12 protein-coding genes are annotated in these 19,997 nt (G+C 72.6%); 8 read left to right on the forward strand and 4 right to left on the reverse strand.

What is annotated here, in order from left to right; genetic code table 11:
- Window positions 1–64: 64 nt before the first annotated feature.
- The 4 genes from I8N67_RS02595 to I8N67_RS02610 all read right to left on the reverse strand — a co-directional run bounded on the left by I8N67_RS02595 (window position 65) and on the right by I8N67_RS02610 (window position 2,973).
- Complete coding sequence (locus I8N67_RS02595) at window positions 65–832, reverse strand: SDR family oxidoreductase (RefSeq protein ID WP_200300897.1); 768 nt, start codon at window positions 830–832, stop codon at window positions 65–67.
- Between the two features lie 12 nt (window positions 833–844).
- A complete protein-coding gene (gene fabG, locus I8N67_RS02600; protein ID WP_200300898.1) occupies window positions 845–1,606 on the reverse strand; it encodes a 3-oxoacyl-ACP reductase FabG in 762 nt (253 codons plus the stop codon).
- A 204-nt stretch (window positions 1,607–1,810) separates the two neighbouring features.
- Entirely contained in the window at window positions 1,811–2,221 is a 411-nt protein-coding gene (locus I8N67_RS02605; RefSeq protein ID WP_200300899.1) for a DUF3037 domain-containing protein, read from the reverse strand.
- Complete coding sequence (locus I8N67_RS02610; protein ID WP_200300900.1) at window positions 2,218–2,973, reverse strand: HipA family kinase; 756 nt, start codon at window positions 2,971–2,973, stop codon at window positions 2,218–2,220. Before I8N67_RS02610 ends, I8N67_RS02605 begins: the two co-directional genes overlap by 4 nt.
- A gap of 301 nt (window positions 2,974–3,274) precedes the next feature.
- On the opposite strand from I8N67_RS02610, the gene I8N67_RS02615 reads away from it, so the two are divergent.
- Genes I8N67_RS02615 through I8N67_RS02650 form a run of 8 tightly spaced genes read left to right on the forward strand, consistent with a single transcriptional unit; the run spans window position 3,275 to window position 19,989 of the window.
- Window positions 3,275–4,225 (forward strand): ketoacyl-ACP synthase III family protein, encoded by a 951-nt coding sequence (locus I8N67_RS02615; RefSeq protein ID WP_234044900.1) that lies wholly within the window; start codon window positions 3,275–3,277, stop codon window positions 4,223–4,225.
- Entirely contained in the window at window positions 4,222–4,491 is a 270-nt protein-coding gene (locus tag I8N67_RS02620; protein ID WP_200300901.1) for an acyl carrier protein, read from the forward strand. Before I8N67_RS02615 ends, I8N67_RS02620 begins: the two co-directional genes overlap by 4 nt.
- Window positions 4,475–5,722, forward strand: a complete 1,248-nt coding sequence (locus I8N67_RS02625; protein ID WP_200300902.1) for an acyl-CoA dehydrogenase family protein — start codon at window positions 4,475–4,477, stop codon at window positions 5,720–5,722. The genes I8N67_RS02620 and I8N67_RS02625 overlap by 17 nt, the downstream gene beginning before the upstream one ends.
- On the forward strand, window positions 5,719–6,768 hold the full coding sequence (locus I8N67_RS02630) for an HAD-IIIC family phosphatase (protein WP_200300903.1): 1,050 nt from the start codon (window positions 5,719–5,721) through the stop codon (window positions 6,766–6,768). The genes I8N67_RS02625 and I8N67_RS02630 overlap by 4 nt, the downstream gene beginning before the upstream one ends.
- A gap of 23 nt (window positions 6,769–6,791) precedes the next feature.
- Window positions 6,792–8,699, forward strand: a complete 1,908-nt coding sequence (locus I8N67_RS02635; RefSeq protein WP_200300904.1) for a non-ribosomal peptide synthetase — start codon at window positions 6,792–6,794, stop codon at window positions 8,697–8,699.
- 22 nt (window positions 8,700–8,721) lie between these two features.
- Window positions 8,722–14,064, forward strand: a complete 5,343-nt coding sequence (locus I8N67_RS02640; protein WP_200300905.1) for a condensation domain-containing protein — start codon at window positions 8,722–8,724, stop codon at window positions 14,062–14,064.
- Between the two features lie 32 nt (window positions 14,065–14,096).
- On the forward strand, window positions 14,097–15,080 hold the full coding sequence (locus tag I8N67_RS02645; protein ID WP_307835128.1) for a 3-hydroxyacyl-CoA dehydrogenase family protein: 984 nt from the start codon (window positions 14,097–14,099) through the stop codon (window positions 15,078–15,080).
- Window positions 15,073–19,989 (forward strand): non-ribosomal peptide synthetase, encoded by a 4,917-nt coding sequence (locus I8N67_RS02650; protein ID WP_200300906.1) that lies wholly within the window; start codon window positions 15,073–15,075, stop codon window positions 19,987–19,989. Before I8N67_RS02645 ends, I8N67_RS02650 begins: the two co-directional genes overlap by 8 nt.
- Window positions 19,990–19,997 lie beyond the last annotated feature (8 nt).

The raw sequence follows: 19,997 nt of genomic DNA on the forward strand, positions 1-19,997 counted from the left end.
TGAAGAGTACGGGAGGGCGCCGGTGAGGTTCGGTGAAACAGCCACCGGCGCCCGGAACGACAGGTCAGCCGACCCCGGCGTTGAGGAAGATGCCTCCGTCGACCACGAGCGTCTGGCCGGTGACCCAGTCGGACTGCTCGGAGGTGAGGAACGCCGCGGCGCCGCCGATGTCGGAGGGCACGCCGAGCCGGCCGAGCGGGTAGGCCGCGGCCGCCTCCGCCTCCCGGCCCTCGTACAGCGCCTGGGCGAACCTGGTCTTCACCACGGCGGGCGCGATCGCGTTGACCCGCACCTTCGGCGCGTACTCGTGCGCCAGCTGCAGGGTCAGGTTGATCATGGCGGCCTTGCTGATGCCGTAGGCGCCGATGAACGGCGACGCGGAGACACCGGCGACGGAGGCGATGTTGACGATCGCGCCGCCGTTGTCCTTCTGCCAGGCGTGCCAGGTCCGCTGGGCGAAGCCGAGGGCCGAGACGACGTTGGTCTCGAACACCTTGCGCGCCACGTTCAGGTCGAGGTCGGCGATCGGGCCGAAGACCGGGTTCGTACCGGCGTTGTTGACCAGGAAGTCGACGCGTCCGAAGGCCTCCATGGCGCGTTCGACGGCGAGGGCCTGGTGGGCCTCGTCGTGGGCCTTGCCCGCGACGCCGATGACGCGGTCGGCGCCGAGCTGCTCGACGGCCTCCTTGAGGGCGTCCTCGTTGCGGCCTGTGATGCACACCCGGTCGCCTCGCGCCACGAGGGCCTCGGCGATGCCGTGGCCGATGCCGCGGCTGGCGCCGGTGATGAGGGCGACCTTGCCCGAGAGCTCGGGAAGTTCCACCGAAGTCATGTTCCTGATCCCCTAGTCGAGTGGTCCGCCGGCGACGTACAGCACCTGGCCGGAGACGAATCCGGCGTCCTCGCCCGTGAAGTAGGCGATGGCGCCGGCGATGTCCTCCGGGCGGCCCACGCGCTGCACGGGGATCTGGGTGGCGGCCGCGGCCTGGAAGTCCTCGAAGCCCATGCCCACGCGGGAGGCGGTGGCGGCGGTCATGTCGGTGACGATGAAGCCGGGCGCGACGGCGTTGGCGGTGACGCCGAACTTGCCGAGCTCGATCGCGAGGGTCTTGGTGAAGCCCTGCAGACCGGCCTTGGCGGCGGAGTAGTTGACCTGGCCGCGGTTGCCGAGCGCGGAGGACGAGGACAGGTTGACGATCCGGCCGAACTTCGCCTCGACCATGTACTGCTGGACGGCCTTGGCCATCAGGAAGGCGCCGCGCAGATGCACGTTGATGACCGTGTCCCAGTCGGACGTGCTCATCTTGAACAGCAGGTTGTCGCGGAGGACACCCGCGTTGTTCACCAGGATGGTCGGGGCGCCCAGCTCCTCGGCGATCCGTGTGACGGCGGCCGCGACCTGCGCCTCGTCGGTGACGTCGCAGCCGACCGCGAGTGCCTTGCCGCCGGCCGCGGTGATCTTCTCCACGGTGTCCTTGCACGCGGCCTCGTCGAGGTCGATCACCGCGACGGCACGGCCCTCGGCGGCCAGTCGTACGGCGGTCGCGGCCCCGATGCCGCGCGCGCCACCGGTGACCACGGCGACACGCTGCTCAGTGGTGGACATTGCTGGTTCTCCTCGCCTTTGGATGCGGCTCCTGCGGCACACCCATATGGTGAGCGACCGCTTAGTACCTTCGCCGTACGTGACGCTAGAAGCCCTGGCACCCGGTGTCAACGCTCCACCAGGTGTGATCCGTGACGGCGGCCCTCGGCGGCGGGTGAGCACTCCGGCGACGGCGGGTCAGCGATCCCCGCCGAGGGAGGCCGGTCACTGCACCAGCAGCGTGAGCAGCCGTTCGGCCTCCGCCGCCGGATCCGCGGTGAACCCGGTGTGCACGGGCCCGGCCCGGACGACCGTCGAACGGGGCGCGACCAGCCACCGGAACCGCCGTCCGGCGTCGTCGCCGGCGGCCTGCCCCGCCGCCTCGCCCCCGGCGCACACGCCCTCGACGGCGCGCAGCGCGGCGCGTACGCCTGCCACGTCCGCCCCCGGGTCCAGGGCGAGCAGCTTGCCCTCGTCCAAATGCGTTCGGGCGGCCACGAGGGCCCGGGAGCGGCTGTACACGAGAACGCCCGCGTTGAAGCACTCGCCGCGCTCGATCCGCGGCACCACCCGCAGCAGCGCGTACTCGTAGACGTCCTGCCCACTCGCCCCGGTCGCGAGGAAGCGGTCGCTCACGTGATCCCCTCGATGCGTTCATGGACGTCGGCGGCCCGCGCGAGCAACGGCTCCGCGTACGCCCGCCGCAGCGCGTCCGGCGTCTCGAAGCCGGGCTCGTCCGTCAGCCACCCGTCCGGGATCTCGGCGGTCACCTCGGCGAGCAGTTCCTCGGTGACCAGGTGCGCGAGGTCGGCGGCGGCCGCCGCGACCTCGGGGCCAAAGCGTGCGAGGGCGTGGTCGGAGGCGTCGTACGGCTTGGCGGCGGAGGTGCGGGCGCCGGGCCAGTGGTGGTGCCAGATCATGGTGGCGCCGTGGTCGATGAGCCACAGCTCGCCGTGCCACATCAGCAGGTTCGGGTTGCGCCAGGAGCGGTCGACGTTGTTGATCAGCGCGTCGAACCAGACGATCCGCCCGGCCTCCCCGGGGTTCACCTCGAAGGCGAGCGGGTCGAAGCCGATCGCGCGGGTCAGGAAGTCCATGCCGAGGTTGGCGCCGCCGCTGGACTTGATCAGCTCCTGCACCCGCTCGTCGGGCTCGCCGAGGCCCAGCACCGGGTCGAGGCCGATGGTCACGAGGCCGGGAACGCGCAGGCCGAGCCGCCGGGCCAGCTCCCCGCAGACGACCTCCGCGACGAGCGTCTTGCGGCCCTGGCCGGCGCCGGTGAACTTCAGGACGTAGGTGCCGAGATCGTCGGCCTCGACGAGCCCCGGGAGGGAGCCGCCCTCACGCAGGGGTGTGATGTAGCGGGTTGCAGCGACCCTTCTCAGCATTTCCTCAGTCCTCCGGCATGAAGTGAGCATAGTAACCGCGGGTGATCACCGGCGAGGAGTGACCGGGTGCCGCGGCACGTGGAAGAGAGTGCCCTCGGGTGCTGTCAGCGGTCCGTCAGTTCGGCGTCAGTTGTCCTCGGGAGAATCCGGCACACCCGACGAACGCATTCATCCGGAGGCGATACGACCAGATCGGCTGACAGGCCGGACGTCCTGCCGTAGACGAGAGGGAGCGACCGTGTCCCCACAGGCCCTCCAGCATGGCGCGGCGCCTGTCGCGATCCGCAGCGCCGCCTGGTACATGCCCGAGCACACTCTGCCGATCACCGAGGTACGGACGCTCGACGAGATCGAGCGCGCCACACGCGACGGTCTGGGCATCGACACGGTCCGGGCGGACGACCGGCTGAGCTCCGTCACTCTCGCCGAACGCGCCGCGCGCCGGGCGCTCGAACAGGCGGGGCTCGACGCCCGGGACCTGGGCGCCCTGGTGATGGTGGAGTCGCGCGTCCAGGAGACGTTCCTCAGTTCCGAGGTGACCAGGCTCCAGCACCGACTCGGCGCCGACGACGCCACCACCTTCTCGGTGGGCGGGCTCGGCTGTGTCTCGATCACCCCGGCCCTGCTGACGGCCCGCGGACTGCTGGCGGCGGACCCTGCCCTGGACCATGTCCTGGTCGTGCACGGCAGCAAGCCGGCCGCCGCCCTGCGCTACCGCCACCCCGTCACGGTGAACGGCGACGGCGGGCAGGCGCTGCTGCTCTCCCGCAGCGGGCCGATACGGGTACGCGACATCGCGCAGCTGACCAACGGGCGCTACTGGGACCTCTTCCACGTCGACTACCGGGACCGCCCCACCGCTCAGTGGCGCGAACAGTGCACGGAGCCCAGCACCTACTCCTTCCGCCTGGCCATGGAGACCCGCAACCAACTCTCCGCGATGCTGGGCGGCCTGCTGCGGCGCAACGGAATCGGCCAGGGGGACGTCGCCGGCTTCGTCAGCCAGAATCTGTCCGCCGGGAGCTTCGCCTTCCTCGAGGACTCCCTGGACATCGAACTTCTGCCGGCGTGCCGGGAGAACCTCCGGCAGTACGGACACCTCGGTCCCAATGACGTCTTCCTCAATCTCCGCACGGCACTCGACCGCGAGGAGCTGGCCCCCGGCGACCTCGCGGTCCTGATCAACGTGAGCCCGGTAGCCGCCTGGAGTCTGCTGCTGGTCGAGACAGGTCCACAGGAGGACACGGCATGAACGACGTCACCTCGCAGATCACCGGCTTTCTGAGCGCGGCTCTTCGTCGGCGGGTCGAGCCGGACGACGATTACTTCGCGCAGGGCTTCGCCGACTCACTGTTCGCGCTGGAGCTGGTGACCTTCGTCGAGAGCCGCTTCGCCCTCACCGTCGAGGTCGAGGACCTGGATCTGGACAGCTTCAGGACCGCCAACCGCATCACGGAGTTCGTCCGGCGCAAGACCGGAGCGCCCGAGTCGGGAGAGGCACATGCCGAGGGTTCCTGAGAGCGGCTCCGACGCTACGACGACGGATGTGCCGCCCGGGGAGCCCGTGGAGTCCGGGGACCTGTCCCGGGTCGCGGCCGATCTGGCGGCCGACGCACATGTCCGCGCCTCTCGTTGGGACCAGGACGGCGGACTGCCCGATTCGGTGCGCAAGGAGGTCGCCGCGTCGGGACTGCTCGCCGCGGACCTGCCCGAGCGGTACGGGGGCGCCGGCCTCCATCCGCTCGCGCTCGGGGAGATCACCGCACGGATCGGTGGTGAGTGCAGTGCCCTGCGCGGGCTGCTGACCGTACAGGGCATGGTCGCGGCGGCGCTGCTGCGCTGGGGCACCGAGGCACAGCGGGCCGACTGGCTGCCCAGGCTGGCCGGCGGCGAGCTGACCGCCGGCTTCGCGGCGACCGAGCAGGGCGCCGGCAGCGCGCTGGGGTCGGTGGAAACCCGTATCGAGGCGTCGGGCCGGTCGGGCCACCGGGAACTGGTCGTGAGCGGCCACAAGAGGTGGGTCACCTTCGGTGCGGTCGCCGACGTGTTCCTGGTCCTCGGCAAGTACGAGGGAAGGCCGGCCGCCGTGCTCGTGGACGCGGAGCGCGCCGGTGTGCGGCGGGAGCCGGTGAACGGCCAGCTCGGCATGCGGGGCGCCCGGATCGCCCATCTGTCCTTCGACGGCGTGCGGGTGCCCCGGCGTCAGCTCGTCGCCCCTCCCGGCCTGGGGCTCTCCCATGTGGTCGGCACCGCGCTCGACCACGGCCGGTTCACGGTCGCCTGGGGATGCGTGGGCATGGCGGAGGCGTGCGTCGAGGACGCCGCCACCCACGCCGCGGTCCGTCGGCAGGGCGACATCCCCCTGGGCGACCACCAGTTGGTCCGGTCACTGCTGGCCAGGGCGGCGGTGGACGCCGCCGGGGCCCGGGAACTCGCCCGCAGGGCCGCTCAGGCGCGGGCCGCGGGCCCGGGTCACGGGGTGTCGGAGACGCTCATGGCCAAGTACGCGGCGGCTGCCGCTGCGGCGGCGGGCAGCCGCGACGCCGTACAGGTGCTCGGCTCGGCCGGCTGCGCGCCCGACAGCAGGGCGGCCCGTCACTTCCGGGACGCCAAGGTCATGGAGATCATCGAAGGAGCACAGGAAGTGTCCGAACTTCACATAGCCGAGCGGTTGTTGCGGCGCTTCGGTGATGCCGCGCGCGGCACGGACCGCCACGTCCGGCCCCGGCTTCCCGGAGAGTCGCCGTGACGGCGGCAGCGGGCGCGCCCACCGTCAAGTGCCTGGTGTGGGACCTGGACGACACCCTGTGGGACGGGGTGGTGCTGGAGGGCGACGATCCCGCCCCCTTCCCCTCGGCGCTTAAGACCCTGGCCGAGCTGGACCGTCGCGGCATCCTGCATGCCGCCGCCAGCCGTGGCGAACGCGCCGTCACCCAACGCCATCTGACGGAACGCCGGCTGGCCGACTGGTACTGCGCGACAGAGGTGGGCTGGGGCACCAAGTCCGCCGCGGTGCGCCGGATCGCGAAGGCCCTCGGCATCGGTCTGGACACCATCGCGTTCGTCGACAACGACCCGGTGGAGCGGGCGGAGGTCGCGAGCGAACTCCCCATGGTCCGCTGCTACTCGGCGGCGGAGGTCGGACAGCTGCCGGAATACCCGGAGTTCCGGCCGACGCACATCACCGCGGAGGCCACCGGGCGACGCCGGCTCTACCGGGCCGAATGGCAACGGCGGGAGGCCGAAGAGGAGTTCACCGCAGGACGCCAGGCGTTCCTCGACTCGCTCGGCCTGGTCATGGAGCTGCGCCCGGCCACCGAGGAAGACCTGTCCCGGGCCAGCGAGCTGACCGTCCGCACGCACCAGCTCAACAGCACAGGACTGACCTACGGCATCGACGAGCTGCGCCGGTTGAGCTCCGCACCGGACCATCAGGTGCTGCTGGCCACGCTCCGCGACCGCTTCGGTGACTACGGGATCATCGGCCTGGCCGTCACCGAACTCGTCGGGCGGGACTCGGTCCTGCGGCTGATGCTGATGTCCTGCCGAGTCGCCTCGCGCGGTGCGGGGAGCGTGCTGCTGCACCATCTGATCCAGCGGGCCCTGGCGGCCGGCCGGCGCCCCGTCGCGCACTTCATCCCGACCGAGGCCAACCGGAACATGCTGGTCACGATGCGCTTCGCCGGCTACGAGGCGACGGTCACCGACGAGGACCGCCTCGTGCTCACCGTGGACCCGGAGCGCCCGCTGCCCAAGGCCCCCGGCCACACGCGCGTGATCGCCGGTGCGGCGTGAACGGCACAGGAAGCGAGGCTGCGATGACCCGAAATCCCGACGGCACCGATGAGTTCATCCACGTGGACGGCCCGGCGGACGCCCCGGCGGAGGTACGGCCGGTGTGGGCCGCCTTCCGAAGCCAGGTGGTCAGGGTGCCCGAGGCGACCGCGCTCATCATCGGCGGGGTCTCGCTGACGTACCGCGAACTCGACCATGCCTCGGCCGGTCTGGCGCGGCTGCTGTGGGGGCACGGGCTGCGGCCGGGGCGGGTCGTCTGTGTCCGGACGCGGCAGAGCGCCCTGTCCGTGGTCGCCATACTCGCCGCACTGCGCACCGGTGCCACCTGGGCGGTCCTGGAACCGGACCTGCCCGTCGGGAGGTTCGAGGCGCTGTGCCGGGACGTCGACTGCGCGGTGGTGCTGAGCGAGGGCGGTGACGCCGTGCCGGCCTCCGTGCTCTCGGCGATGCCCGCCCCGCCGACGGTCGTGGACGCGGCGGACCTCCGGGTGACGCGGCTCGTCGAGGCGGGCCAGGAGCTGCCCAGCGACCCGTACCCACCGGTACCCGAGCAGAGCCCCGCCTACGTCGCCTACACCTCGGGATCCACCGGTGTGCCCAAAGGCGTGATGGTCAGCCGGGGCCAGCTCGCGGCGTCCATCAGCTGCCGGGGGCCGGTGTACGGCACCGAGCACTCCGTCTTCCTGATCGCGTTGCGGCTGTCCTTCGACGGGATTCTCGGCGGAATGTTCTGGTCGCTCACCCGCGGTCACACGCTGGTGCTGCCCGACCCCCGACAGCTCGTGCAGGTGGCGGAGTTCACCCGGCTGGCCAGGGAACACCGGGTGACACACCTGTTCAACATTCCCTCCTACTACCGGGCGGTGCTCCAGGATCCCGGCGGCCTGCCCGACACCCTGCGGCTGGTGGTCGTGGGAGGTGAGGAGTGCACCCCCCAGCTGGTGGGCGCGCACCACGAGCGACTGCCACGGACCCGGATCGTCAACGAGTACGGGCCCACCGAGACGACCATCGCCTGCACGGTGGAGACCGATCCGGACCCGACCCGGGGCCGTATCGCCATCGGGCGGCCCTGGCCGGGCGCGCGGACCCTGGTCCTGGACGAGCGGCTGTGTGAAGTCCCGGCCGGGGAGCGGGGCGAGCTCTACGTCGGCGGCTCCCTGGTGGCACTCGGCTACGCCAACCAGCCGGCCCTTACGGCCGAGCGATTCGTCGCGGACCCGTACGGGCGGCCGGGCGGGCGCCTCTACCGCACCGGGGACATCGCCGGCGTCGACGAGCGGGGCGCGCTGCAGTACCACGGCAGAACGGACGAGCAGGCCAAGATCCGCGGTACGAGGATCGAACTCGGCGAGATCGCGAGCGTGCTGGAACGCCATGCGGGTGTGGAGCAGGCCGTGGTGCTCTGCGAACGTGCGGGGCAGGACGAGCCGCAGGTGATCGCCTTCGTACTACCGACACCCGGCAGCGGGCCGCCGGACGCCTCGGAGCTGCGCGAACACTGTCGAGGCCGACTGGTGGAGCAGGCCACACCGACCCTGTTCGTACCGGTCGACCACATGCCGCTCGACCACAGCACCAAGGCGGACCGGGCCGCGCTCCGCAAGCTGATCCCGAAGGACCGGCAGGCCTCCGCGGGCACCGCGGGCGGGGACTGGAGCGGGCACCGGCTCGCCGTCGGCCGGATCTGGGCGGAGGTCCTCGGGCACTCCGGCGCGGGCCCGGACGACAACTTCTTCTCCGTCGGCGGGAGTTCGATCAAGGTCATCGACCTGCACGACAGGCTGGACAGGCGATGGCCCGAGGCGCTGCGGGTGGGCGAGCTGTTCGACTACATCACCATCGCCACCCAGGCGCAGCTCATCGCCGACCGCCAGGGCGAGCGCGCGCAAGGCGAGGAAGACGCCCCACCGGCCACATACGAGCTCTGACACGCGTGAAGGGAGAGGTGACATGAGCGGTACGGGCGTGGCACACGGCAGACCGGCCGTCGCGGTGATCGGCATAGCCACGAGATTCCCGCAGGCGGATTCCCTCGCCGCCTTCCGGGCGAACCTGCGGGCGGGGAGGGACTCGGTGCGCCCGATCCCTCCGGAGCGGATCCGGAGCACCGGGCTCGATCCCCGGCAGGACTATCCGGAGCAGGGCTACCTCGAACGGATCGACCTCTTCGACCACAAGCACTTCGGTCTTTCCCGGCGCGAGGCGGAGGTGACCGACCCGCAGCACCGGCTGGCGCTCCAGCTCACCGAGGAGGCGCTGGAGAACGCGGGATACGCCCCGTCCGGGCTCCGGGACAGCCGGACGGCGGTGATCTTCAGCTCGCCGAGCAACGGCTACGCACCTCTGGTGCGTGAGCACGGCACCCTCGGCATGAGCGGAAACATTCCCTGCGCCCTGCCCGCCAGGATCTCCCACCTCTTCGGTTTCACCGGCCCCTGCTACGGCGTGGACACCGGCTGCAACGGCTCACTCGTCGCCGTTCACCAGGCTTGCCGTGAGCTCGGCGACGACGACGCGGACTACGCCGTCGTGGGCGGGGTGAACCTGCGCCACATCGTGCCGCCGGCGGCCGCGGTGGCCGACTTCCCCGGCATCGCCTCGCCCACCGCCCGGTCCCGCGCGTTCGACCGTGCCGCGGACGGGGCGGGCGCCGGCGAGGGCGGCGGGGTAGTGCTCCTCACCACGCTGGAACGGGCGGTGGCGGAGGGCTCGTTCATCCACGCCGTGATCCGCGGCAGCGCCGTGGTGCACAACGGCCGGCACTCCGCGACCATCAGCACCCCGAGCGCCCGCTCGCAGGCCCGGGCCATCACCAAGGCGTGGCGCAATGCCTCGCTGGACCCGGCGACCGCCGGATACATCGAGACACACGGGTCGGGCACCCGGCTCGGCGACGCGGTCGAAGCCGAGGGCTTGGCCCTCGCCCGTCCCGACGGCGACCGTACGGTGAAGGTGGGCTCGGTCAAGACCAACATCGGGCACCTGGACCACGCCGCGGGAATCGCCGGGCTGGTCAAGGCGGTACTCAGCGTGCGCCACGGCGAGCTGTACCCCTCGCTGCACTTCGAGGAGCCCGCCGACGAGGTCGACCTCGAAGGTGCCCGCCTGGAGGTCGTCGCCTCGCTCGAGCGGTGGGACGACGAGACGCGCCGGGCGGGCGTGAGCTCGTTCAGCCTCGGCGGCGTCAACGCGCACTGCGTGGTGGAGCAGCCCCCGGCGACCGCCCCGGTACGCCCCGCTGTCAGCGCCCCGCAGCTGATCGCGGTGTCCGCCCGCAGCGGGGCGGACCTGCTCGCCCAGTGCGAGCTGCTGTCGCTCGAACTGCGCCACACCGCCCACCCGCTGGCCGACGTCGCGCGGACGCTGAACGAGGGAAGGGACCACGACCCCCACCGTGCGTCCGTGGTCGCCCGGGACACCTCCGAGCTCGCGGCACGCCTGGCCGCCGAGGTCACCTGGCGTCGGCTCGAGGCGGGCGAGGCGGGCGAGGCGGCCCACGCCGGCTCCAGGGCCGTACCTCGGGTGGTCTTTCTTCTCTCGGCGGACGCCACACCCTACGAGCCGCGCGATCAGTCGCCGGAGCAGTTACCGGACGAGTTGCCCGCACCGGCCGACCGCGCCGCGATGGTCGGCGGGCAGCTCGCGACGTACCGGCGGTTGGTCCGGGCCGGCGTCTCGCCGGACGGGCTGATGAGTTCGGGGATCTCCCGCTACACCGCCCGGTACCTGCGGGGCGATATCGGCGCCGAGGACACCGCCACGCTGCGGCGGGCACACAGCGGGCAGGACCCGGCGGTGGCGGGCGACCCACTGCGGGTGGAGCAGCTCCACGCGGCGGCGGACGAGCAGCTCTCCGACGGCCCCGTGGTGTTCGTGGAGCTGGCCTCCCGCGGCGAGATCAGCGACCGGTTGACGGCCCACCTCCACGACCGCGCGGACGCCCGCGTGCTCTGTCTGCGGCCCGGTGCCACCGACGCCGACGCCGCCGTCCTGGAGCTGCTGGGCAGGTTGTACGAGGAGGGCGTCAGCCTGGACTGGCCGGTGCTGCGAGCCCATCCGTCGGCGGGCCGGGTTCCGCTGCCGGGACATCCGTTCACCGGCGTTCGCTGCTGGGCCAGGCCACTGGGTGAGGTGCTGTCCTTCGACGAGGTACTCCGTCGGCCCACCGCTCAGGCTCCCGTTCCGGCTCCGGTGCCTGCACCCGCGCCCGCGCCTGCGCCTGCCGCCGAGGAACCGGTCCGCGCACCCGGCGGGCGAGGGACCGAAGAGTCCCGGACCGTACTGGGCTGGCTGCGGGACACCCTCGTCGAGTTGCTGCACGCGGACGAGGTCCCGGCCGACGCGGACTACTTCTCCATCGGCGGCAACTCCGTCATCGCTCTCCAGCTCGTGGAGCGGGTACGAGTGCGGCACGGGGTCCGGCTCAAGCTGGCGGACATCTACGACCACCCCGTCGTCAGCTCGCTCGCGCAGGCCATTGACGACCGGGTGCCGCACGCGCCCACGCCGCGATCGCCGGGCGCCGCCGACGCGCCGACGGGCCCGGTCGTCCCCGAGGTGCCCGACGCCGAGTTGCCGCCGATCGTCCCGGGCGGCGAGCCGGTGCTGTCGTACGGGCAGGAGCGCATGTGGTTCCACCACCAGCTCGACCCGACGACCACGCTCTACAACCTCCCCGGCGCCTCCCGGTACCGCGGGCCCCTGGACGTCGAGAGGTTCCGGCTCGCCTGGGAGGACCTGGCGCGGCGCCACGAGGTGCTGCGGTCCAACTTCGTCGAGGCCGACGGCAGGCCCGAGCTGGTGATCCGGCCCGAGCTGGGCGACTTCTTCACGTACCTGGACGTCGTGGGCGAGGACGCCCCGGAGACCGCGGCGGGTGCGGTCGTCGCCGCTGCCACACGCTGGGTCTTCGACATCGCCGCCGAACCGCTCGTACGGGTGACCGTCGTGCGGCTCGGCGATGACGACCACATCGTCTGCTGGTGCATGCACCATGCGGTGAACGACGGCTGGGCTCCGCAGATCCATATGCGGGAACTGCTGGAGTTCTACACGGCCCGCCTGGAGAACCGTGCCCCCGATGTCGAGCCGCTGCCGGTGCGGTACGCGGACTACGCGCGTTGGCAGCGCGAGCTGGTGGCCGGCTCCCGCCTCGACGGTGAACTGAGCTACTGGCACGAACAGCTGAGCGACCCGCCCACACTGGAGCTGCCCACCGACCGGCCGCGCCCCGGCCGGAGGGACTTCGCGGGTACGACCCACGGGTTCACCATCCCGGGCGCACTGGTGCAGCGGCTGCGCGAGGTGGGCGCCCAGGAGACGGCCACTCTGTTCATGGTGCTGCTCACCGCGCTGAAAGTGCTGCTCGCACGCTGGTCCGGCCAGCGGGACATCGTCGTCGGCACCCCGACCATCGGTCGTAGCCGGCCCGAACTGTGGGATCTGCTCGGCTTCTTCAACAACACCGTCGCGCTGCGCTCGGACCTGTCGGGCGACCCGAGCTTCCGCGAGCTGCTGCGCCAGGTGCGCGGGGTGGTGCTTGGCGCCCTCGATCACCAGGAGATCCCGTTCGACGAGGTCGTGCGCGAGGTCGCGGCCGACCGTGATCCGAGCCGTAACCCGCTCTTCGACGTGATGTACGTGCACCAGACGCTGCCACCGGCCGCCGCCTTCGGCGAGATCGTGCTGGGACCGGCGCACGCCCCGGAGATCCTCCCGCATTTCCCCGGACTGCCCCCCGGCACCGCCAAGTTCGACCTCTCGATGGTCGTCGGCGAGCTGGCGGACCAGGACGAGCTCGTGGTCATGATGGAGTACGCGACGCGGCTCTTCGACGCCGGCACGATCTCCGCCATGTCCGAGGCGTTCCTGGAGCTGCTGCACGCCGTCGCGGACAACGAGGACACGTCCTACGGCGACCTCCCCGGCGGTCCTCCCCCGGCGACCGGACCGGTCGCGGACCGACCGGACACGCCGCCTGCCCCGGTGGTCCCGGTCGCCGCCCCCGTCGTCAGCTGCGTCGAGCTGCGTGGCGAGGTGCGGCTCCCCGCGCTGCGCACGGCGCTGGAGGAACTGGCGGAGCAGCACGAGGTGTTGCGTGCCAGGACCGTCGAGGCCGTGGGGCACGGCTCGTTGCTCGGCGACGGCTTCCTCACCACCGCGGACGTCTCCGGCGAGAGCGAGCCCCTGTTCAGGGCCAGGGAGATCGCGCGGGCCGAGGCCGCACTCGTACTCGATCCGGCATCGGGCCGCCGGCTCCACGCGCTCTTCGCGACGACGGGCCCGGCCGAGCACGTCCTGCTGGTGACCACCCACCAGCGGGCTTACGACGGTGGTCAGCCGGAGGTGTTCTTCCGGGACCTGCTCGCGCTGTACGGCGCCCGCCCGGACGGACGCCGGGCCGAGCCGCCCGAGCTTCCCGCGCTGTCCGGCGGGCACACCGAGCCCTGGGCAGGCCCCCAGAGGAAGGACCGACTCGCCTACTGGAGAGGGACGCTGACGGGACTGGCCGATGGTGCGCCGCCGCTGGACCGGGCCCGGCCCGTCCACGGCACCCGCGCCACCGCCACCCTCGGGTCCCGGGTTCCCGACGGCCTCGCCCACGCGGTGGGGCGTTCCGGGACCAGGGAGAGCGTGCTGGCGGCCCTCACCGCCGTGCTCGCCCTGCGCACGGAGGCGGACGAGGCGCTCATCGGGCTGACCGGCACAGCGCTTCCCCTCCCGGCTTCCCGCACTCGGGTGGGTCCCTTCGCGCGGAGTCTGCCGCTGCGTCTGGTTCTGGCCGACGACCCGTCCTTCGAGAAGCTCACCGACCGGGTGCGGCGGGCCATCACCGGCGCGGAACAGCACCGGGATGTGCCGTTCGCCGACATCGTGCGCGCGGCCGGACTGCCCGAGGAGCCCGGCAGGGCACCGCTGTTCGATGTGGCGTACTCCTACCAAGCGCTGCCGGCGGCACTCGGCTCGGCGGCCGGGGTGGAAGCGGCCCCCGTGCGGTGGCCCGGCACGGACGCGGGACGGCTCACGCTGCCGCCCGGCCGCAGCGAGCTGGACCTCTCCTGGTCCGTCGTCGAAGGGCCGGGGCGCGGCGAGCTGTCCATCTCGTTGGACTACCGCACCGAGCTCTTCGACCGGTCGAGCGCCCGGGCTCTGCTCGACGGACTGCTCGCGATGCTGCGGGCGGCCACCCGCGCCCCTGGCGCACCGCTGTCCAGCCTGTGGCCCCTCCGCACGACGACCAGCGCGAGCACACCCGCGAAGCCGGCCACGGCACGGCCCGCGCACACCGACTGACGCGGCTCGGCCGACGAAGGAGACCTGCAACAGTGGGCGATCAGACAGACGTTCGACAGACCGCGCAGCCCGCGCGGGCCGTGGGGGCCGTGGGGGCCGCGCGAGCCGTTCCGGCCGGGTCACTGGTGGGCATCGTCGGCGCGGGCACGATGGGGATCGGTGTGGCGCAGTGCTTCGCCGAAGCCGGCCACCCCGTGGTCGTCGTCGACAACGACCCCGGGGCGCTGGCCTCGGGACCGGCCCGGCTCCGCGCCGGAATCAGGACGGCCACGCTGCTGCGCCGGGGGTCCCGGCAGGCGCGGGCGGGCGCGCCCGTGTCCAGCGCCGAGTCCCTCGTGACCTGGTCCGCCGAGCTCGCCGACATGGCGGCCGCTCTCCTGGTGGTGGAGTGCGCCCGGGAGGACGAGGACATCAAGGAGGGGATTCTCCGCGAACTGGACCGGATCTGCGGGGCCGAGGCGATCTTCGCGTCCAACACCTCATGCATCCCGGTCGGTCGCCTCGGATCCTTCACCGGTCGCCCCGACCGGGTCATCGGCACCCACTTCATGAACCCGGCGCCGCTCAAGGACGCGGTGGAGGTCATCCGCGCGCCGGAGACCAGCGATCTCACCCTGGAGCGCACGGAAGGCTTCCTCGCCCGCGTCGGAAAGCACGCCCTCGTGGTGCGCGACGCCCCCGGCTTCGTGACGAACCGGGTGCTGATGCTGACGCTCAACGAGGCGGCCGCCGTGCTGGGCGAGGGAACCGCCGACGCCGAGACCGTGGACCAAATTTTCCAGGACTGCTTCGGTCACCCCATGGGGCCGTTGCGCACGGCCGACCTCATCGGTCTCGACACCATCGCCGACTCGCTGGAGGTGCTGCGTCGGCATACCGGCGAGGACCGCTTCCGGCCCTGCCCCCTGCTGGCCCGTCTCGTCGCCGAAGGCAAGGTGGGACGCAAGTCGGGCAGTGGCTTCTACCAGTACGCGTCACAGCACCTCGTCGCGCGGGGAGGAACCGACCATGGCTGACCGCCGAGGCGCGCCCACCGACATGTCCGCCGCCGGACAGGACACCTGGCGTGCCGTACGAGACTCGGGTGCAGGGCCCACCGCCCCCGGCAGCCACACGGCCCAGCTCGTGGAGATCCACGGCGACCTGGACCTCACTCTGCTGGGCGACGCGGTCGCCCGGGTCGTGGGCGAGGCCGCCGCACTGCGGGTGCGCTTCACCGGCGAGGGGCCGGACGGGCTGCCCGCCCTGGAGATCTCGGACGGCGTGCCGCTGCCCGTGGTGGACCTGAGCACGGAGGCGGACCCGCGGGGCGCGGCCGACGCGTGGACACGCGCGGCGCTCGAGCGGGGAGCGGAGCTCGCACGGGGCGGCGAGGAGAGCGGGCAGCCCTGGTCGACCCAGGCGTTGCTGCGGCTCGGCCCGGACCGTCACCACTGGTTCCACCGGCACCACCGGGCCGTTGTCGACCGCTTCGGCTGTGCGCTGATCACCCGCCGGGTCTCCGAGGTGTACACGGCACTCGCCGAGGGCCGCCCGGCCGCTGACGGTGCCCTGGCCACCCGGGCCCAACTGGCCTCGGCGACGGCCGGTTACACCGGATCCGCCGCGCAGGAAGCCGATCGCGCCCACTGGCGCCGGCGGTTCCCCGACCTCCCCGAGCCGGTGACCTTCGCGGCCGCTCCGGCCCGGGACACCGACGGGCTGCGGGCACCGGTGAACTCCCGCCCGGTGACGCTCGGCGCCGACGACACGGAACGTGTACGTGCCACCGCCCGTGACGCGTGTGTGCCGGCACGGGTGGTGCTGTCCGCCGCCGTGGCGGCCTACGCCCACCGGCTGAGCGGCGCCACGGACGTGGTGATCGGCATGCCGGTGGACGGCCGGCCGAGCCGGGTGAGCAGGCGTGTCCCGGACGCGAGCGAGTACATCGTGCCGCTCCGGCTGACGGTACGGTCCACCGCCACCTTCGCCGAGCTCGTCCGGGACGTCGCCCGGGAGTCGCGCGAGGCGGTCAGGCACCAGCGGCTGGGCCACCGGGAGTTGTGTCGCGAGGCCGGGGCGCCGGACGATCGGCACCGGCTGTTCGGGCCGATCGCCGACATCCGCACCCCCGGGCCCCTCGTGCGGTTCGGTGAACTGTCCGCGACCGTCCACGACCTGGTGCCCGACCCGGTCCACGACATACGCGTCGTACTCGACGACGACCCCGCGGACCAGCGGCTGCGGGTCGTCTTCAGCGGCGCGGCGGATCGCTTCTCCGCAGCCGAACTCGACGCGCACGCCAGGCGTTTCGGGCGTCTGCTGTCCCTGGCCGTGGCCGGCCCGGGGCGCCCGCTGGGCACCTTCGACCTGCCGGCGGCGGACGAGCGGGCGGCCGTTCACTCCCGGACGGGCGGCACGGCCCGCGGAGCACCCCGCCGAACGCTCACCGACCTGCTGGAGAGGGCCGCCCGGAGCCACTGCGACGCGGTCGCCGTCATCGGCGCCGACAACAAGCTCACCTACGCGCAACTCCACGAGCGTGCCAACCGGCTGGCCCGGCTCCTGCTCGACCGGGGTGCCGGGCCGGAGTCGGTCGTCGGGCTGCTGCTCCCCCGGTGCGCCGGGACACTCGTGGCGATGCTCGCGGTACTCAAGACCGGCGCCGCGTACCTGCCGCTCGACCCCGCTTACCCCGCCGAGCGGCTCCGCTTCATGGTCGAGGACGCGAAACCGGTCTGTGTGCTGACCGACACCGCCATCAACGCGTACGCCGCGGACGCCGCGAGCGGGTGGACCACGACCATCCGGCTCGACGACCCCGCGATCGCGCGGGAATTGGAGCGCTTCTCACCCACGGCGCCGTCCGACGCCGACCGCCCCGAGCCGCTGCGGCCCTCGCATCCCGCGTACGTCATCTACACCTCGGGCTCCACCGGTACGCCCAAGGGGGTCGTGGTGCCGCACTCCGGTGTGGTCGCGCTGGTGGACTGGGCGGCCGCCGAGTTCGGCGCCGAGTCGTTGGCACACGTGCTGGCGGCGAGCTCCTTCAGCTTCGACGTGTCGGTGGCCGAGATCTTCCCGGCGCTGGCGGGCGGCGGCGGCGTCGAGGTGGTCGACAATCTCCTGTCGCTGCTCGACGGTGACCCGCCGCGCTGGTCGGGCGGTCTGCTGTGCGCCATCCCTTCGGTGTTCTCCAAGCTGCTGGAGACCGGCGGTCTCGAGGTGTCGGCCACGACGCTCTCGATGGCCGGTGAGGCACTCCCCGCCTCTCTCGCCGCGCGGATCCGGGAGACCATGCCCGGCACCCGGGTGCTCAACGTGTACGGGCCCACCGAAGCCACCGTCTATGCCACCGCGGCCACCGTCCATGCCCCCGCCTCGACGGGCGACGGTCCTGTGCCTCAGGGCGCACCGCCCATCGGACGGCCGCTGGGCCACGTACTCGCCTACGTGCTCGACAGCTCGCTCCGCCATGTGGAGGCCGACCGCCAGGGCGAGTTGTATCTGGCGGGAGACGGTCTTGCCCGGGGATATCTGCGCCGGCCCGGGCCGACCGCGGAGCGTTTCGTCGCCGACCCCTTCGGCCCGCCCGGCGAGCGGATGTACCGGACCGGCGATCTGGCCCGTTGGCGCCCCGACGGCCTGCTCGACTTCCTCGGCCGTGCGGACGCCCAGGTCAAGGTCAACGGCTTCCGCGTCGAACTAGGCGAGGTGGAGGCGGTGCTCGCCCGGCATCCCGCCGTCACCGAGGTCATGGCCTGTGTCCGGAACGGGCCGAGTGGCGACGCCCGGCTCGTGGCCCACCTGGTGCCCACGGAGGGAGCCCGCCTCCCCGGCCGCCACGCGCTGCGGGACTGGGCGGCCGAGCGGCTGCCGGCGCATCTGGTCCCGGCCGAGCTGAAGGCCGCCTCCATGCTGCCGCGTACGGGCAGCGGCAAGCTCGACCGCGAGCAGCCGCCGACGGGTGTACGGCCGCTGGAGGCCGACCCTCCCCCAGGCCCTGGGGGCCTGGGAGGTGCCCCCATGACCGCCGATGGAGCACGGGAGGAGCACGTGGCGCGGGTGTTCCGCGAGGTGCTCCGGCTCCCCGAAGTCGCCACGGACGTCAGCTTCTTCGACCTCGGCGGCGACAGCATGATGTCGATCCAGCTGCTGAGCCGACTGCGTCGGGTGGGTCTCGTCCTTACCCCGCAGGACATCTTCGAGCACAAGACGGTCGGAGCGCTGGCCCGGGTCGTGCGCGAGACGAACCGGACGAGGAGCCCGGAGGCCGTGGACCGTACGAAGGCGGAGGACGTGTGGCGAGCGGCCCTGGACGGGCTGAACACCACCACCGATGCGGCGCCCGGGGAGGGTTCCGAGGAACCGCCGGCCGCACGGAACTTCATCTTCGAGGTCGACGTGGAGACCTCCGCCGCGCTGGCCGACGTGGCCCGCGGGCATGGCGTCACGGCCAACACCGTGCTCCAGGCGGGCTGGGGCATCCTGATGGGGCGGGAGACCGGCGACACCGACGTCGTGTTCGGTTCGGTCGTCTCCGGTCGGCCCACGGAGCCAGCCGGAGCGGAGACCATGGCCGGGCTCTTCGGCGACACGGTGCCCACCCGGGTGCGGCTGGACCCGGCGGAATCGCTCGGGGCGCTGCTGAGCCGGCTGGAGCGGGAGCAGGCCGCGCTGCTGCCGTACCGGCACATCGGCCTCGGCGAGATCCGTCGGATCACCGGTGTGGGCGGCTCCTTCGACTCCGTGATGGTGTTCGACAGCCACCCGCCGGACCGCGATGAGCCGGCCGGGCCGGCGGCCGGCCGGAATCTCATGGACGCCCATGGTGGCGGCGCTCCGCACTTCCCGCTGGTCCTGGTGGTCTCCGCCGGCGGCGAGAAGCTGCTGCTGCGTTTCGACTACCGCCCGCACCTGCTGGACCGCGAGCGGATCGTCGCGCTCGCGGGACGCTTCACCACGCTGCTGGCCGAAGCGGCCGCCGAGCCCGCCAGAAGCGTCGGTTCCTTCCTCTCGCCCGAGGCGGGCGACGGCACCGCGGGCAGCAGGGGGCGGGGCGTCCAGGAGCGGTCCGAAGAAGCCGGCGGCGGAGTCCTGTTGCCGCTGCGGGAGTCGGGCGACAAGGCGCCCCTGTTCTGCGTGCACCCGGCGGCGGGCTTCTCCTGGTGCTACGCGGGACTCACCTCGCCGCTCGGCGCGGATCGGCCGGTGTACGGCCTGCAGGCCCGGGGCCTGGACGGCCCCGAGGTTCTGCCGGCGTCCCTGCGGGAGATGGCGGCGGACTACCTGGACCATGTCAGGTCCGTCCAGCCCACGGGCCCCTACCACCTCCTCGGCTGGTCCTTCGGCGGGGTGGTCGCCCACGAGATGGCGGTGCAGCTGGAGGAGAGCGGCGAGTCGGTGGAGACGCTGGCGATCCTGGACGCCCACCCCGCGGGCACGAACGTCGCCGAGGCCGCAGGCACGAACGTCGCCGACGCCGCGGCCTCGGCCGAGGCCGCGCCGGGTTCGGTCGCCGGCCGGGACATCCTCTCGATGCTCCTGGAATTCTTCGGATACGACCCCTCCCTGTGGGCGGGCGAGTCGCTGACGTATCCGCGGTTCGTGGAGATCACCCGTGCGCGGGAGGGACTGCTGGCCTCGTTCGACGAGCAGCGGATCGCCGCGCTGGCCCGGACCTTCACCAACAACGCGCGGGTCGCCGGCCTGCACGCGCCTCGCCCGTTCGGCGGGAACACCGTGATGTTCACCGCGCGGGACCACTCGCCCGAGACCGCGCTCGGCCTGTGGCGCCCGCTGGTCAAGGGGTCGCTGGAGGTCCTGCCGGTCGACTGCACGCACATGGAGATGGGAGGCCCCGCCGCGCTCGGCGACGTGGGCCGCGTACTCGTCGAACAGTGGGCCTCCAAGGCACCGCTGAAGGGGTCGGTGAACACTCCGTGAGGAACGAG

Origin of the sequence: Streptomyces adelaidensis, from assembly GCF_016598475.1 — a bacterium.
Lineage (GTDB): Bacteria > Actinomycetota > Actinomycetes > Streptomycetales > Streptomycetaceae > Streptomyces > Streptomyces adelaidensis.

Excerpts from the sequence above, each read along its gene's own strand:
- I8N67_RS02625 (WP_200300902.1), top strand. The coding sequence starts at position 4,475 with ATGCCGAGGGTTCCTGAGAGCGGCTCCGACGCTACGACGACGGATGTG.
- fabG (WP_200300898.1), bottom strand. The coding sequence starts at position 1,606 with ATGTCCACCACTGAGCAGCGTGTCGCCGTGGTCACCGGTGGCGCGCGC.
- I8N67_RS02620 (WP_200300901.1), top strand. The coding sequence starts at position 4,222 with ATGAACGACGTCACCTCGCAGATCACCGGCTTTCTGAGCGCGGCTCTT.
- I8N67_RS02610 (WP_200300900.1), bottom strand. The coding sequence starts at position 2,973 with ATGCTGAGAAGGGTCGCTGCAACCCGCTACATCACACCCCTGCGTGAG.
- I8N67_RS02615 (WP_234044900.1), top strand. The coding sequence starts at position 3,275 with ATGCCCGAGCACACTCTGCCGATCACCGAGGTACGGACGCTCGACGAG.
- I8N67_RS02640 (WP_200300905.1), top strand. The coding sequence starts at position 8,722 with ATGAGCGGTACGGGCGTGGCACACGGCAGACCGGCCGTCGCGGTGATC.
- I8N67_RS02635 (WP_200300904.1), top strand. The coding sequence starts at position 6,792 with ATGACCCGAAATCCCGACGGCACCGATGAGTTCATCCACGTGGACGGC.
- I8N67_RS02595 (WP_200300897.1), bottom strand. The coding sequence starts at position 832 with ATGACTTCGGTGGAACTTCCCGAGCTCTCGGGCAAGGTCGCCCTCATC.
- I8N67_RS02650 (WP_200300906.1), top strand. The coding sequence starts at position 15,073 with ATGGCTGACCGCCGAGGCGCGCCCACCGACATGTCCGCCGCCGGACAG.